At 61.8% G+C, this 14,177-nt stretch carries 11 protein-coding genes; 8 read left to right on the top strand and 3 right to left on the bottom strand.

Annotation, left to right across the window (positions count from 1 at the left end; all coding sequences use genetic code 11):
• Positions 1 to 11 precede the first annotated feature (11 nt).
• The 5 genes from parE to ACZ3GY_RS21495 all read left to right on the top strand — a co-directional run bounded on the left by parE (position 12) and on the right by ACZ3GY_RS21495 (position 6,655).
• Complete coding sequence (parE, locus tag ACZ3GY_RS21515) at positions 12 to 1,910, top strand: DNA topoisomerase IV subunit B (protein ID WP_465911916.1); 1,899 nt, start codon at positions 12 to 14, stop codon at positions 1,908 to 1,910.
• Positions 1,910 to 2,908, top strand: a complete 999-nt coding sequence (locus ACZ3GY_RS21510; RefSeq protein WP_465911915.1) for an esterase-like activity of phytase family protein — start codon at positions 1,910 to 1,912, stop codon at positions 2,906 to 2,908. The genes parE and ACZ3GY_RS21510 overlap by 1 nt, the downstream gene beginning before the upstream one ends.
• Entirely contained in the window at positions 2,905 to 3,429 is a 525-nt protein-coding gene (locus ACZ3GY_RS21505) for a retropepsin-like aspartic protease family protein (protein WP_463563310.1), read from the top strand. The genes ACZ3GY_RS21510 and ACZ3GY_RS21505 overlap by 4 nt, the downstream gene beginning before the upstream one ends.
• Before the next feature lie 7 nt (positions 3,430 to 3,436).
• The gene (gene parC / locus ACZ3GY_RS21500) at positions 3,437 to 5,692 is read left to right on the top strand and encodes a DNA topoisomerase IV subunit A (protein ID WP_465911914.1); all 2,256 of its coding nucleotides are present in this window, start codon (positions 3,437 to 3,439) and stop codon (positions 5,690 to 5,692) included.
• A gap of 258 nt (positions 5,693 to 5,950) precedes the next feature.
• Entirely contained in the window at positions 5,951 to 6,655 is a 705-nt protein-coding gene (locus ACZ3GY_RS21495; RefSeq protein ID WP_465911913.1) for a PqiC family protein, read from the top strand.
• Between the two features lie 10 nt (positions 6,656 to 6,665).
• Here the strand turns inward: ACZ3GY_RS21495 and ACZ3GY_RS21490 are convergent, their stop codons facing one another.
• Positions 6,666 to 7,598, bottom strand: a complete 933-nt coding sequence (locus ACZ3GY_RS21490) for a LysR family transcriptional regulator (protein WP_465911912.1) — start codon at positions 7,596 to 7,598, stop codon at positions 6,666 to 6,668.
• 144 nt (positions 7,599 to 7,742) lie between these two features.
• Here ACZ3GY_RS21490 and ACZ3GY_RS21485 point away from each other — a divergent pair, with 144 nt between their 5' ends.
• Together ACZ3GY_RS21485 and sstT are read left to right on the top strand one after the other, a co-directional pair.
• Positions 7,743 to 9,131: an L-serine ammonia-lyase gene (locus ACZ3GY_RS21485; RefSeq protein ID WP_465911911.1), complete on the top strand. Its 1,389-nt coding sequence runs from the start codon at positions 7,743 to 7,745 to the stop codon at positions 9,129 to 9,131.
• A 249-nt stretch (positions 9,132 to 9,380) separates the two neighbouring features.
• Positions 9,381 to 10,643: a serine/threonine transporter SstT gene (gene sstT, locus ACZ3GY_RS21480; protein WP_465911910.1), complete on the top strand. Its 1,263-nt coding sequence runs from the start codon at positions 9,381 to 9,383 to the stop codon at positions 10,641 to 10,643.
• Positions 10,644 to 10,694: 51 nt separating this feature from the next.
• Here sstT and ACZ3GY_RS21475 read toward each other — a convergent pair whose 3' ends face one another.
• The gene (locus ACZ3GY_RS21475; RefSeq protein WP_465911909.1) at positions 10,695 to 11,879 is read right to left on the bottom strand and encodes a BaiN/RdsA family NAD(P)/FAD-dependent oxidoreductase; all 1,185 of its coding nucleotides are present in this window, start codon (positions 11,877 to 11,879) and stop codon (positions 10,695 to 10,697) included.
• Positions 11,880 to 12,129: 250 nt separating this feature from the next.
• On the opposite strand from ACZ3GY_RS21475, the gene ACZ3GY_RS21470 reads away from it, so the two are divergent.
• On the top strand, positions 12,130 to 12,894 hold the full coding sequence (locus tag ACZ3GY_RS21470; RefSeq protein WP_465911908.1) for a substrate-binding periplasmic protein: 765 nt from the start codon (positions 12,130 to 12,132) through the stop codon (positions 12,892 to 12,894).
• A gap of 11 nt (positions 12,895 to 12,905) precedes the next feature.
• Here ACZ3GY_RS21470 and ACZ3GY_RS21465 read toward each other — a convergent pair whose 3' ends face one another.
• Positions 12,906 to 14,141: a diguanylate cyclase domain-containing protein gene (locus ACZ3GY_RS21465; protein ID WP_465911907.1), complete on the bottom strand. Its 1,236-nt coding sequence runs from the start codon at positions 14,139 to 14,141 to the stop codon at positions 12,906 to 12,908.
• Between the last annotated feature and the right edge of the window lie 36 nt (positions 14,142 to 14,177).

Genomic DNA, 14,177 nt, shown 5'->3' with positions numbered 1-14,177 from the left:
TTCAGAGACCTATGGCCCAGCAAAACGCCTACAACGCAGATGCCATCGAAGTCCTTTCCGGCCTTGATCCGGTGCGCAAGCGGCCGGGGATGTATACCGACACCAGCCGCCCCAACCACCTGGCCCAGGAAGTTATCGACAACAGCGTCGACGAAGCCCTGGCGGGTCATGCCAAATCCATCCAGGTGATTCTCCACGAGGACAACTCCCTGGAAGTGAGCGACGACGGTCGTGGCATGCCGGTGGACATTCACCCGGAGGAGGGCGTGTCGGGGGTCGAGCTGATCCTCACCAAGCTGCATGCGGGCGGCAAGTTCTCCAACAAGAATTACCAGTTCTCCGGTGGTTTGCACGGGGTCGGTATCTCGGTGGTCAACGCCCTGTCGACCCGCGTCGAGGTTCGCGTCAAGCGCGACGGCAACGAATACGCCATGGCCTTCGCCGACGGCTTCAAGGCCAGCGACCTGGCTGTGATCGGCACGGTCGGCAAGCGCAACACCGGCACCACTGTGCACTTCTGGCCGGATACTAAGTATTTCGACGCGCACAAGTTCTCGGTCAGCCGCCTCAAGCACGTGCTCAAGGCCAAGGCCGTGTTGTGCCCCGGCCTGGCGGTGAGCTTCCACGACAAGGCCAGTGGCGAGTTGGTCGAGTGGCTGTATGAAGATGGTCTGCGCTCCTACCTGGTGGATGCGGTCAGCGAGTTCGAGCGACTGCCCAACGAGCCCTTCTGCGGCAGCCTGGCCGGTAACAAGGAAGCTGTGGATTGGGCGCTGCTGTGGCTGCCCGAAGGCGGCGACTCGGTGCAGGAGAGCTACGTCAACCTGATTCCAACCGCTCAGGGTGGTACCCACGTCAACGGCCTGCGTCAGGGGCTGTTGGACGCCATGCGTGAATTCTGCGAGTTCCGCAGCCTGCTGCCGCGCGGCGTCAAGCTGGCCCCTGAGGACATCTGGGAGCGTATCGCCTTTGTCCTCTCGATGAAGATGCAGGATGCCCAGTTCTCCGGGCAGACCAAAGAGCGCCTGTCCTCCCGTGAGGCGGCGGCGTTCGTTTCAGGCGTGGTCAAGGACGCGTTCAGCCTATGGCTCAACGCCCACCCGGAGTTTGGTCAGCAGTTGGCCGAATTGGTCATCAGCAACGCCAGCCGCCGTCTCAAAGCCGGCAAGAAGGTCGAACGCAAGAGAATTACCCAAGGGCCGGCATTGCCTGGCAAATTGGCCGATTGCGCAGGGCAGAACCCGATGCGCTGCGAGCTGTTTCTGGTCGAAGGTGACTCCGCTGGTGGCTCTGCCAAGCAGGCACGTGACAAGGAATTCCAGGCAATCCTGCCGCTGCGCGGGAAGATCCTCAATACCTGGGAAGTGGACGGTGGTGAAGTGCTGGCCAGCCAGGAAGTGCACAACATCGCTGTTGCCGTTGGCCTCGATCCTGGCTCGAGCGATTTGAGCCAGTTGCGCTACGGCAAGATCTGCATTCTCGCCGACGCCGACTCCGATGGTCTGCACATTGCAACGCTGCTCTGCGCGCTGTTCGTGCAGCATTTCCGCCCGCTGGTGGACGCGGGTCATGTGTACGTGGCAATGCCGCCGTTGTACCGCATCGACCTCGGCAAGGAAATCTACTACGCCCTGGACGAGCCTGAGCGCGATGGCATTCTCGACCGCCTGGTGGCCGAGAAGAAGCGCGGCAAGCCGCAGGTCACCCGCTTCAAGGGCCTCGGTGAAATGAACCCGCCGCAACTGCGCGAAACCACCATGGATCCCAATACCCGACGCCTGGTGCAACTGACCCTCGAGGACTTCGAAGAGACTCGCGAAATAATGGATATGCTGCTGGCGAAGAAGCGTGCCGGCGACCGAAAATCCTGGTTGGAGTCCAAGGGCAACCTGGCCGAGGTGCTGCTCTGATGCGGCGATTGCTCGGCGCCGTGCTGTTTTCAATTATGACGCCGGTTCTGACGCCAGTGATGGCGGATACTCCGCCACTCGATGAGCTCAAGTTGCTCAGCGAACACCCGATCGCCGGGATGGACGCTGGCAATCTGTCCGGCCTGGCCTGGTGCGGTGATGCGCTGTGGGCGGTGTCAGACCGTGAGGATGATCGCCTCTACCGCCTCGACTCTTCCGCGCGCATCTGGCAGGCCGAAGCCGAGCGTTTCGTCGCGCCGCCAGCGCCGGTAATGCCGCTGCCCTGGGGCTTGCGCATGCGCGCTTGGGCAGCCGGTTTGGTACGCGGTGGCCATCTGGATTTCGAAGGCATCGCCTGTGACGCCAAGGGCAATCGCTACCTGGTCAGTGAAAGCCGCGCTGCGGTGTTGCAAGTGCCGCCAGCCGCCGATGCGCAGTGGCTGGCACTTCCCGAGGGCTTGGTGCGCCAAGCTCGCGCCAGCGGCATGCTGCTGCATTTCAATTCGCTGTTCGAAGGGATCGCCGTCGATCCTTCCGGTGAGCGCCTGTGGCTGGCAGCGGAAAAGCAACGCCGCGGTCTGTTGGTGGTGCATAACCGTCGTGCAACCTGGCGCTGTGAAGGCGGTTGCGTGCTGCTTAGCGAGGGCGGCCAAGAGGCTTCGCCCGAGGCGTTGGGCGGTGCGCCGGCACATGTGGATTTCTCCGGCCTGGCGTTTCACAACGAAAAACTTTTTACCCTGGAGCGTCAGGCTCATCGTATCTGCCGGCGTGATCCGGCGAACGGTGATCCCGAACGTTGCTGGTCGTTCGCGGCCGAGGCACTGACCGATGAACGTCGCTACCCCATGAGCTACGGCGTGGCCGAGGCGCTGTCGGTCGACGCCGAGGGTGCTTGGGTGGGTGTCGACAATGGCGGCCATGCCCGTGGCGATGGTGAGAAGCGCCCTGTGGTCTGGCGTTTTGCCGCGCCGGCGGGTGGCTGGGATGCGACGCGGTGAGCGAGCAGACTGCTGGCCGTCGTGCCGGCCGGGTGATGTTGGTGCTGGCCTGGGGGGCGGGGCTGCTGCTGGCCACGCATTTCTTCGGCAAATGGGAAGATGACAAGAGCCACCCCAACCGCCAGCCGCAGTCGGTACATGGCAGCGACTACGTTGAGGTGCGCCTGGCTAGCAGTCGTGGCGGGCATTATCTGGTGGACGGGCAGATCAACGGCGATCCGGTGACCTTTCTGCTCGATACCGGCGCCACCCAGGTGGCGATACCCAGCCAGGTTGCCCGCAGCCTGGGTTTGCAATCGGGCGCACCCGTACAGATCAGCACCGCCAACGGCCGCGCCACAGCGCATCGCACGCGCCTGGAGCGTTTGCAGCTTGGCGATATCGTGCTGCATGACGTCTCCGCGCTCATCGCGCCGGGCATGGATGGCGATGAAATCCTGCTGGGCATGAGCGCCTTGAAACAACTTGAATTCAGTCAGCGCGACGGCACCTTGATGCTGCGCCAATCCACCTTGCAATGAGGCACGCATGAGCGAAACCCTCGATTTGAGCCTGGACGGTGTTGAACGCCGCTCCCTTGCCGACTTTACCGAGCAGGCTTATCTCAACTACTCGATGTACGTGATCATGGATCGCGCGCTGCCGCACATTGGCGACGGCCTCAAGCCGGTACAGCGGCGCATCGTCTACGCCATGAGCGAGCTAGGCCTGGATGCCGATTCCAAGCACAAGAAGTCGGCACGTACCGTCGGTGACGTGCTCGGCAAGTTCCACCCGCACGGCGACTCAGCCTGTTACGAAGCCATGGTGCTGATGGCGCAGCCGTTCAGCTACCGCTACACCCTGGTCGATGGTCAGGGCAACTGGGGCGCGCCGGACGATCCCAAGTCCTTTGCCGCCATGCGTTATACCGAGGCGCGGCTGTCGCGTTATTCCGAGGTGCTGCTGAGTGAGCTCGGCCAGGGCACGGTGGATTGGGTGCCGAATTTCGATGGCACCCTGAATGAGCCAGCGACGCTGCCAGCGCGCCTACCCAACCTGTTGCTCAACGGTACTACCGGCATCGCCGTAGGCATGGCCACCGATGTGCCGCCGCACAACCTGCGTGAAGTCGCGGCCGCCTGCGTACGCCTGCTCGACGAGCCCAACGCCACGGTGGAGCAGCTCTGCGAGCACGTGCTCGGCCCGGATTACCCGACCGAAGCGGAGATCATCACCCCGCGTGCCGACCTGCTGAAAATCTACCAGACCGGTCGCGGTTCGGTACGCATGCGTGCCGTGTACAGCGTCGAAGACGGCGACATCGTGGTCACCTCGTTGCCGCACCAGGTATCCGGTGCCAAGGTGCTGGAACAGATCGCTGCGATGATGCAGGCCAAGCCGTCAAAGGCGCCGCAGATCGCCGACCTGCGCGATGAATCCGACCACGAGAACCCCTGCCGCATCGTGATCATCCCGGCCAGCAGCCGCGTCGATCACCAGGCATTGATGCAGCACCTGTTCGCCAGCACCGACTTGGAGTCCAGCTACCGGGTCAACGCCAACGTCATCGGCCTCGACGGCAAACCGCAGGTCAAGGATCTGCGCACTCTGTTGGTCGAGTGGCTGCGCTACCGGGTTGGCACCGTGCGCCGCCGCCTGCAGTTCCGCCTGGATAAGGTCGAGCATCGCATGCATCTGTTGGAAGGCCGTTTGATCGCCTTCCTCAATCTCGATGAAGTGATCCACATCATTCGTACCGAAGATCAGCCCAAACCGGTGCTGATGGAGCGCTTCGGCCTCACCGAGATACAGGCCGAGTACATTCTCGAAACCCGCCTGCGCCAACTCGCTCGCCTGGAAGAAATGCAGATCCGCGGTGAGCAGGACGCGCTGGCCAAGGAACGCGAGAAGCTGCTGGCGCTGCTGGGCAGTGAAGCCAAGCTGAAGAAGCTGGTGCGCAAGGAAATCATCGAAGACGCCGAGAAGTACGGTGATGACCGCCGTTCGCCGATTGTCGAGCGTGCCGAGGCCAAGGCGCTGTCCGAGCACGATCTGCTGCCGAACGAAAAGATCACCGTGGTGCTCTCGGAAAAAGGCTGGGTGCGCTCGGCCAAGGGTCACGAAATCGACGCCACCGGCCTCTCCTACAAGGCTGGTGACGGCTTCCAGACCGCCGCGCCGGGGCGTTCCAACCAATATGCAGTGTTCATCGACTCCACCGGGCGTAGCTATTCGCTTGCCGCTCACACTCTGCCATCGGCTCGTGGCCAGGGCGAGCCGCTGACCGGTCGTCTGACGCCGCCACCGGGTGCCAGCTTCGAATGCGTGCTGCTGCCCGAGGATGAGGCGCTGTACGTGATCGCTTCGGATGCCGGCTACGGCTTCGTGGTCAAGGGCGAAGACCTGCAGGCCAAGAACAAGGCCGGCAAGGCCCTGCTCAGTCTGCCCAATGGCGCGCGGGTAGTGGCGCCAAGGCCGCTCATCAGTCGCGAGGAAGACTGGCTGGCCGCCGTGACCACCGAGGGTCGTCTGCTGTTGTTCAAGGTCGCCGACCTGCCGCAACTGAGCAAGGGCAAAGGCAACAAGATCATCGGTATCCCCGGTGAGCGCGTCGCCAGTCGCGAGGAGTACCTGACGGGCCTTGCTGTGCTTCCACAAGGCGCCACCCTTGTTTTGCAGGCTGGCAAGCGTACCCTGTCTCTGAAGGCTGACGACCTTGAACACTACAAGGGCGAACGTGGCCGACGCGGCAACAAATTGCCGCGTGGATTCCAGCGCGTCGATGGCTTACTGGTCGAGTAGGGGTCTACTGGCAAGTGGCCTCCTACTGGAGTTGCAGGCCGGTTTGACGGATGATAAAGCCCCTTGTGGGCCTACCTGACGGTGGGCCCTATGCCATCTTTTCGGGTCAAAGCGCTCGGTGGCAGGCGCATTGCATATGGACAGGGATTATTTGACACCTCGCCGGCGTTTGCCGACGCGGTGATTTACCTATTTTTTGTTTTTGACCCTTTACCTGTAGCCATGGTCGCTGGCGACACTGCCAGCTGGAAGACATTGATGATTGTTAAGCGGCTTCCTCTTACGCTTCTTCTGGCCGGTCTGCTGACGCTGACCGGTTGTTCGCATTTCATGCCCGTCTCGCTTTACCAGCTCGACGGTGGCAGCAGTGCCGCCAAAACCGCTGACAAGGATGGCATGAGTGTATTGCTGGGCCCTATTACCGTTGCCGATTACTTGCAGCGTGAAGCGTTGCTGCAGCGCCAGGACGACGGCAGCCTTAGTACGGCTGGGAATGCCCGCTGGGCTGGCAGCCTGGCCACCGATCTGGATCGCCAGGTGTTGCGCCAACTGTCGGGCCGGATCAACAGCCAGCGTCTTGTGCTTGCCTCGGACAACCCGGGCTTTAAGGCTCAGGTACAGGTGCTGCTGTCTGTAACCCGCCTGGACTCCGGCCCGCGTCAGCCTGCGATACTTGAGGCGCAGTGGCGGCTGGTCGGTCGGGAAGGGCAATTGCTCGATACCCGTTTGGTGCACCTCGAAGAGAAGCACCAGGGCGCCGTGGCCGATCAGGTACGCGCCCAGAGCGCGGTGGTACAGCAACTGGTCGAGCAATTGGCGAGCGCAGTGAAGAACCACGGCAATGCGCCTATTGCTGTGGAGGAGCCGCGTAAGAAAGCGCCGGTTCCCGCGGCGCGTCAGGAACCCCCTAAAATGCCAGTGGCCGAGCCGATTCGGATCGACGCGGAAGTGTTTCGCTTCTGATCCTGGCGAATCAGGCTTTGTCTTTCAGTTCAACTCTCTGATAGCCCTCTAGCACCCCCGCTGTCCGTATCGCCTCGTCGATGAATACGGTCACGGCGGGATGCTTGCGCTCGCCCTTGCGGTAGGCGAGGAATATCTTGCGCTGAATGGCCGGTGCCAGGCGCACGGCCGTGACATTGTCCAGCGGACGCACCAAGCGTAGTCCCGAAACCACCGAGATCGAATTGCCGGACGCGACCATCGCTGCGACCATCTCGAACCCGGCACAGTGCGCGTTGATACGCGGTGCGAAGCCGGAGCGGCGGCACAGGTTGCCGATGAACTCGCCGAACGAGCTGTTGGTGGAGTCCAGCGCCCAAGCCTCGCCCTGCAGGTCGGCGATGGTCAGGGTGCTGCGCGATGCCAGCGCGTGGCTCGTTGGTAGCAGTACGTGCAGACGATCTTCGGTAAGCGGGATCAGCTCGTAGTGTTCCTGGCGCGACTTCGCCGCACCGGCCAGGTCATCGATCACTGCCACATCGATCTGCCAGGCGCTCAGGGCGCTGAGGCTTTCTTGTGGTTCCAGATCCGCCACCACCACGTCCAAGCGTGGGTAGGCCTCGCGCAGCTTGCGCACGATGGGCGCCACCAAAGCTACGGCAATCGAAGGAAATGCGGCCACCCGCAGTTCTCCGGCGATTTCGCTACGCATCTGTGCCAGTTCCGAACGGGCCTCATCGAGAATTACCAGAATGCGCTCGACGTGTGCCACCAGCCGACTACCCGCCGGGGTCAGCACAACGCCGCGGCCACGCCGCTCGATCAATGCCACATCGGCCTCGCGCTCCAGCTGCGTGATCTGCTGGGAAACGGCCGAGGGTGTCAGGTGCAGAAACTCGGCGGTGGCTGCCATGGTGCCGCAGCGCGCCAGTTCGCGAAGGGTGCGTAAACGGATCAGATCCATAGGCGAAATTCTATAGGTAAAATTTTCTAATCAATGGGGTAAGAATAAATCAGTATACATAATGAAAGTGGGGTCTTAGATTTTTCCCATCGGCGAGTGCATAACCGGGCACCTGCCTTCACCTCATAAAAGAAAAATACCGCCATGGCCGTTAGCGTATTCGATCTGTTCAAGGTGGGCATCGGCCCATCTAGCTCGCACACCGTCGGGCCGATGCGTGCCGCGGCGCTCTTCACTCATGCACTGGAAAACCAGGGGCACATGCCCAATGTCGTGCGCGTTGTAGCCGAGCTGTATGGCTCGCTGGGCGCTACCGGCAAGGGCCATGGCAGCGACAAGGCGGTATTGCTTGGCTTGAGCGGCTACGAGCCGGATACCGTCGATGTCGAGCAGGTTGCCGGCTATATCGAGGCTATTCGCAGCGAGAGGTGCATCACGTTGCCAGGCGGCCACTCGGTTGCCTTCAACGAAAAGACCGATCTGAAGATGATTCGCAAGGCGCTTGCCCTGCACGCCAACGGCCTGCGCTTCGCGGCGTTCGACGCGGCTGGGCTGCAGGTGCACGAGGCCACCTACTACTCCGTGGGGGGTGGTTTCGTTGTCAATGAATCGGTGCTGGCCGATGGTTCGCGGCACAAGGAAATCGCCCCCGACGCGACCAGCCTGCCGCTGCCGTTTCGCAGTGGCGCCGACCTGCTGCGCCTGACCCGCGAGAACGGCGTCGGCATCGCCGAGGTGATGCGTCGCAACGAACGCCACTGGCGCACGGATGAAGAGATCGACAGTGGTCTGCTGGCGATCTGGCGCGTTATGCAGGCCTGCGTGGAGCGCGGCTGTCGCACCGAGGGCATCCTGCCTGGCGGTTTCAAGGTGCGTCGCCGCGCCGCCATCCTGGCGCGCAAGCTGGGCGGCTTCCAGCGCAGCTATACGGAAGACCCGTTGCGCATGCTCGACTGGGTCAACCTCTGGGCGCTGGCGGTGAACGAAGAAAATGCCGCCGGTGGCCGTGTTGTCACCGCGCCGACCAACGGCGCGGCGGGCATCATTCCCGCGGTGCTGCATTACTACGCCAACGCCATTTCCGGCGCCAGCGAGCGCGGCATCATCGACTTTCTGCTGACCGCCGGTGCGATCGGCATCCTGTACAAGGAAAACGCCTCGATCAGCGGCGCCGAAGTGGGCTGCCAGGGTGAGGTTGGTGTGGCCTGTTCGATGGCTGCTGGCGCGCTGTGCGCGGTGCTGGGTGGCACGCCCGAGCAGGTCGAGAATGCCGCCGAGATCGGCATGGAGCACCACCTGGGCCTGACCTGCGACCCGGTCGGCGGCCTGGTGCAGATTCCCTGCATCGAGCGCAACGCCATCGCCTCGGTGAAAGCCATCAATGCTGCACGTATGGCGCTGTATGGCGATGGTTCGCACCATGTGAGCCTGGACAAGGTGATCAAGACCATGCGCGAAACCGGTGCCGACATGCTGACCAAATACAAGGAAACCGCACGCGGCGGCCTGGCGGTGAACATCATCGAGTGCTGAGCCGCTCACCTGCTGAACCCCTATGATGCGCGGCCTGACGAACCGGCATCCTGATCCGACCATCCCACAACAATAACAAGTGAGACCTACCGGCATGACCATTCCAGCCATCTAATTGGCGCTGATCCTGTTTCCCTCCCTTATAATCGCGTGATGTCTTGGGGTGACCTGCCCGGTTGGCGTGGCTCGTGCCCTGCTGACCTGTCCCCCAATGCCATCAAGCCTAGAATTCTGGACAGCGTCTACTACATGAATACTCTAAAACGCATTGCTTCCGCCTATTCCAATACCAGCCTGGTCCTACGCATTTTCATTGGCCTGGTGCTGGGTATTCTGCTCGCCTACATTTCTCCATCCGCTGCGTTGAGGGTCGGTCTGCTCGGTGAGCTCTTCGTGCTCGCCCTGAAGGCGGTCGCTCCCGTGCTGGTGCTGGTGCTGGTGACGTCCTCGCTGGCGGCTCATCAGAGCGGCCAGCCCACCCATGTTCGCCCGGTACTGATGATGTACCTGGTCAGCACATTCAGTGCTGCGGCCCTGGCGGTGATCGCCAGTTTCCTGTTCCCCACCACGTTGTCGCTGGACATCAGTTCGGCCGTCGGCGAACCGCCTGGCAGCATCATCGACGTGCTGCACAACTTACTGATCAGCATCTTCGTTGGCCCGATCCAGGCGCTCAATACCTCCAACTACATCGCCATCCTGGCCTGGGCAATCGCACTGGGCTTGTTCCTGCGCCATGCCGCGCCGACTACCCGAGTGTTGCTGGCCGACATGTCTGATGCCTTTACACGCATCGTACGTTTCGTCATCGAGCAGGCGCCAATCGGTATCTTCGGCCTGGTCGCAAGCACTCTGGCGGCCTCCGGCTTCGAGGCGCTATACGGCTATGCCCGCCTACTGATGGTGATGGTGGGGTGCATGCTGGTGGTCACGCTGGTGGTCAATCCACTGCTCGCTTATATCAAGATGCGCCGCAATCCCTATCCGTTGCTGTTCACGGTTCTGCGCGAGAGCGCGGTGACAGCCTTCTTCACCCGCAGCTCGGCGGCCAATATCCCGGTCAACCTGCGTCTGTGCGAGAAGCTCAAGCTGGACAAGGATACTTACTCGATCACCATCCCGCTGGGTGCCACCATCAACATGGCCGGTGCGGCGATCACTGTTTCCGTGATGGCTCTGGCGACCACCCATACCCTGGGTATCAACGTCGATCTGCCGACGGCGCTACTGCTCTGCGTGGTGTCGTCCCTGGCGGCGGCAGGGGTGTCCGGCGTGGCCGGTGGTTCGCTGCTGCTGATCCCGATGGCGACCAGCCTGTTCGGAGTCGATACCGACATCGCCATGCAGGTCGTGGCCATCGGTTTCGTCATTGGCGTAGTGCAGGACTCCTTCGAGACCGCCCTGAACTCACACACTGACGTGCTCTTCACCGCGGCCGTGTCCTACGCCAGCGAAACGCAGGTCGCTACCGAGCAAACCACGCGGGTGGATGCTTCGGCGGTTCGCGAGTAATCAGCCGCAGCCAATAAAAAACGCGTCTTCGGACGCGTTTTTTATTATGGGTTACACGAACTGCGCCGCGGCATAACCCGAAGCCCAGGCCCACTGGAAGTTGAAACCGCCCAGGTGGCCGCTGACATCCAGCACCTCGCCGACGAAATACAGCCCCGGTGCTTTCAACGATTCCATGGTCTTGGACGACACTTCGTTGGTGTCGATACCACCAAGAGTGACCTCGGCAGTCCGGTAACCCTCGGTGCCGGCGGGCACCAGCTGCCAGTCCGCCAGGCGCTCGGCGATGGCCTTGAGCTCGGTGGGGGTGTACTGCTTCATCGGTTTGGAGGCGAACCAGTGTTCGGCCAGCAGGCTGGCCATCTTCTTGGTGAAGAGTTCGCCCAGCAGGGTTTTTAGCTCGCTGTTGGGCCGCTCGCGCTGCTGTTCCTGCAGCCACTCCGGCAGGTCGATATGTGGCAGCAGGTCGATGCTGACTGCATCGCCAGGCTGCCAGTAGGAGGAAATCTGCAGGATCGCCGGGCCGCTAAGGCCTCGGTGGGTGAACAGAATGTTTTCCACGAAGCTCTGGCCGTTACAACTGACCCGGCAATCTTCCACCGAGGTACCCGACAGTTCGCTGCACAGGGTTTTCAACTGTGGATCGGTCAGCGTGAACGGCACCAGGCCAGCGCGCGTTGGCAGCAGGGTGTGACCGAATTGGCGGGCGATCTGGTAGCCGAAGCCGGTAGCGCCGAGAGTCGGAATCGACAGCCCGCCGGTGGCGATCACCAGCGACTCGCAGCTCACCGGGCCGAGGCTGGTGCTCAGGCGATAGTCGTTTTCGCCGCGCTCGATGACATTCACCGAAGTGTCCAGGCGCAGGTCGACGCCCGCCTGTTCGCATTCGTCCAGCAGCATGCCGAGGATGTCGCTGGACTTGTGGTCGCAGAATAGCTGGCCGAGTTTCTTCTCGTGGTAGGGCACGCCGTGCTTGGCCACCAGGGCGATGAAATCCCACTGGGTGAAGCGCGCTAGTGCGGACTTGCAGAAATGCGGGTTGTGCGACAGGAAGTTGCCTGGCTCACAGTACAGGTTGGTGAAGTTGCAACGCCCGCCACCGGACATGAGGATCTTCTTGCCCGCCTTGTTGGCATGGTCGAGCAGCAGCACGCTGCGACCGCGCGCGGCGGCGCTCATGGCGCACATCAGCCCGGCCGCACCGGCACCGATAATGACAACCTGGGGTGAAAGCACGGCAACGTCCTCGCAGATGCTGGGCGCCAGGCATCGCTGCGGGCTGACGCGAAACGGCGCAGTTTACCTGAAGGCTTGGTTCAGCTGTCGGCGCCGGGATGCGATGGGGACACGCTATCGGATTTTTTTACGAACTGGCCATTGCTCCGGCTGGTCTAGCGATTATGCTCAGATATCAAAGAGGCATGGCTATTAGCCGCTATTTCAGCAGCTGCTATCGTGATCCCTCTGCCGGCTTCGTCCTCGCGGCATGTTCCCCTTTCGCTGTCGAGGCCTACGACCATTGAAGAGCTGGCGAGCGTGGTTCCTGTCTCTGCTGTTGCTGCCCTGCGGAGCAGGCGCAGAGCATCTGCGTCTGGTTGCTGATACCTGGCCACCGTTCACCGATCAGCGGCTACCGGGCAATGGTGTCGCGACCGAGCTGGTGACGACCGCACTGAGCCGTGCTGGCTATACCAGCGAGTACCGGGAGGTGCCTTGGAATCGCGCCATTCTAGGGCTGCAGGAGGCTGACTACGATGTGCTGATAAACGCTTGGTACAGCGACGAACGCGCCGTATTCGGCCACTTTTCAGCGCCCTACCTGATCAACCGCATCCGCCTGGTGCAGCGCAAAGGCGATGACATCCTCTTCACCCAACTCTCCGACCTGTACCACCACAGGATCGCCGTGCTGCGCGGCTATGCCTATTCCCAGGCATTCACTGCCGACAAACGCCTCACTAAGGTCGGCGTGAGTAGTTTCGAGAGTGCTGCCTACATGCTGCAGCATGGCCGGGTGAGCTTGGCCATTGAGGATGAATACGTCGCTCGGTTTCAGTTCAGTCATCAGCTCAAGGGCGTTGCCGATCAACTGGAGTTTCTGCCAATGCCGTTGAGTGAGAACGGCCTGCACATCCTCATCCGCCTCACCCATGGCAACCATGCCGAGATAGCCAGGCGCTTCGACGCCGAGATTGCGGCCATGCGCGCCGATGGCAGCTATGCGGCGATCATGCAGCGTCATGGTTTGTGAGCCTGCGAACGTTACTGCCAGAGCGTACGTGCGCGGCCTTGTCGCTTGGCCTGATAGAGCTGCTGGTCAGCCAGGTGCAGGAGGCTTTCAAGATCATCTGGTGCGCCATGGTAAACACCCGCACTGAATGACAGTGGCGGCGCACCGATAGCGTATTTGAGCTGCCCGCATTGCTCACGCAGGCGGTCTAGTGCCTGGCCCAACTGCTCGGCGTTCTGCTGGCTGACCATGGCGAACTCTTCGCCACCCAGGCGGCCGAGCAGGGTATCCGGAAACGCCGCACTCAATGCTCGGGTGAAGGCGATCAACGCGGCATCCCCGCTGGCATGACCGTATTCGTCGTTGATCTGCTTGAAGAAGTCCATGTCGAGCATCGCCACGCTCAGATCGTGACCACTGCGCTGGGCCAGCTGAAACTGCTGGATGCCCTGCTCGTAGAAAGCTCGCCGGTTGTTCAACCCGGTCAGGGCATCGAACTGCGCGGCCTGCTTGAGCGCGCGCATCATATCGCGGCGTTCCAGGGTGGAGATCACCCGGCAGTTCAGTTCTTCCGGGCAGAAGGGTTTGCGCAGGAAGTCGTCAGCGCCATGCTTGATGAACATGGCGCTGAGCGAGCCCTTGGTGTCGGCGGACAGGCCGAGGATGATCAGGTCGTGGCGTTTCATCTTCTGGCGCAGCAGCTTGACCAGCTCGAAGCCGCTGATGCCGGGCATGCTGTGATCGACCACCAACAGGTCGATATCCGGTTGTTCCTTGAGAATGCGCAGCGCTTCGTCGCCGTCGCTGGCGTCGATGATCTGGTAGCGATGGGGCGCCAGCACGTGACGGATGAAGTGCCGCGTGGCCTCCGAGTCTTCGGCGACGAGAATCTTTACCTGGCTGTTGCTATCCAGCCGGTGCAGCAGGCGGAAGGCATACTCGTAGGAGTGCTGGCTTTCCTTGAGCACGTAATCGACAACGCCCTTGAGCAGCAGGTCATCGCGACGCTTTTCGTTGTACGAGCCGCTGAGCACGATGCACGGCAGGGCGTAGCGCATCACCAGGTCGACGCTTTCGCCATCCGGTGCATCCGGCAGGTGCAGGTCGACGATGGCGGCGAAGAACAGCTCTGCCGAGGTCTCCAGCATCACCTCGGCTTCGCCTAGAGAGGCGCAGAACACCGGTTGCAGATCCGTTTCCTGGCGGAACAGGTGTTCAAGGATTTTCAGAACCAGCGGGCTGTCTTCGATGACCAGAATATTGCGCACGGAACCCCCTGTTACGGATCTGCAGTTAGCTTGAGT

It is taken from the genome of Pseudomonas sp. PME37.24/006 (assembly GCF_055556635.1).
Note: the sequence above shows the minus strand (reverse complement) of the source record. Positions and strands in the feature narration are given on the sequence as shown.

Excerpts from the sequence above, each read along its gene's own strand:
- parE (WP_465911916.1), top strand. The coding sequence starts at position 12 with ATGGCCCAGCAAAACGCCTACAACGCAGATGCCATCGAAGTCCTTTCC.
- ACZ3GY_RS21510 (WP_465911915.1), top strand. The coding sequence starts at position 1,910 with ATGCGGCGATTGCTCGGCGCCGTGCTGTTTTCAATTATGACGCCGGTT.
- parC (WP_465911914.1), top strand. The coding sequence starts at position 3,437 with ATGAGCGAAACCCTCGATTTGAGCCTGGACGGTGTTGAACGCCGCTCC.
- ACZ3GY_RS21495 (WP_465911913.1), top strand. The coding sequence starts at position 5,951 with ATGATTGTTAAGCGGCTTCCTCTTACGCTTCTTCTGGCCGGTCTGCTG.
- ACZ3GY_RS21490 (WP_465911912.1), bottom strand. The coding sequence starts at position 7,598 with ATGGATCTGATCCGTTTACGCACCCTTCGCGAACTGGCGCGCTGCGGC.
- ACZ3GY_RS21485 (WP_465911911.1), top strand. The coding sequence starts at position 7,743 with ATGGCCGTTAGCGTATTCGATCTGTTCAAGGTGGGCATCGGCCCATCT.
- sstT (WP_465911910.1), top strand. The coding sequence starts at position 9,381 with ATGAATACTCTAAAACGCATTGCTTCCGCCTATTCCAATACCAGCCTG.
- ACZ3GY_RS21470 (WP_465911908.1), top strand. The coding sequence starts at position 12,130 with ATGTTCCCCTTTCGCTGTCGAGGCCTACGACCATTGAAGAGCTGGCGA.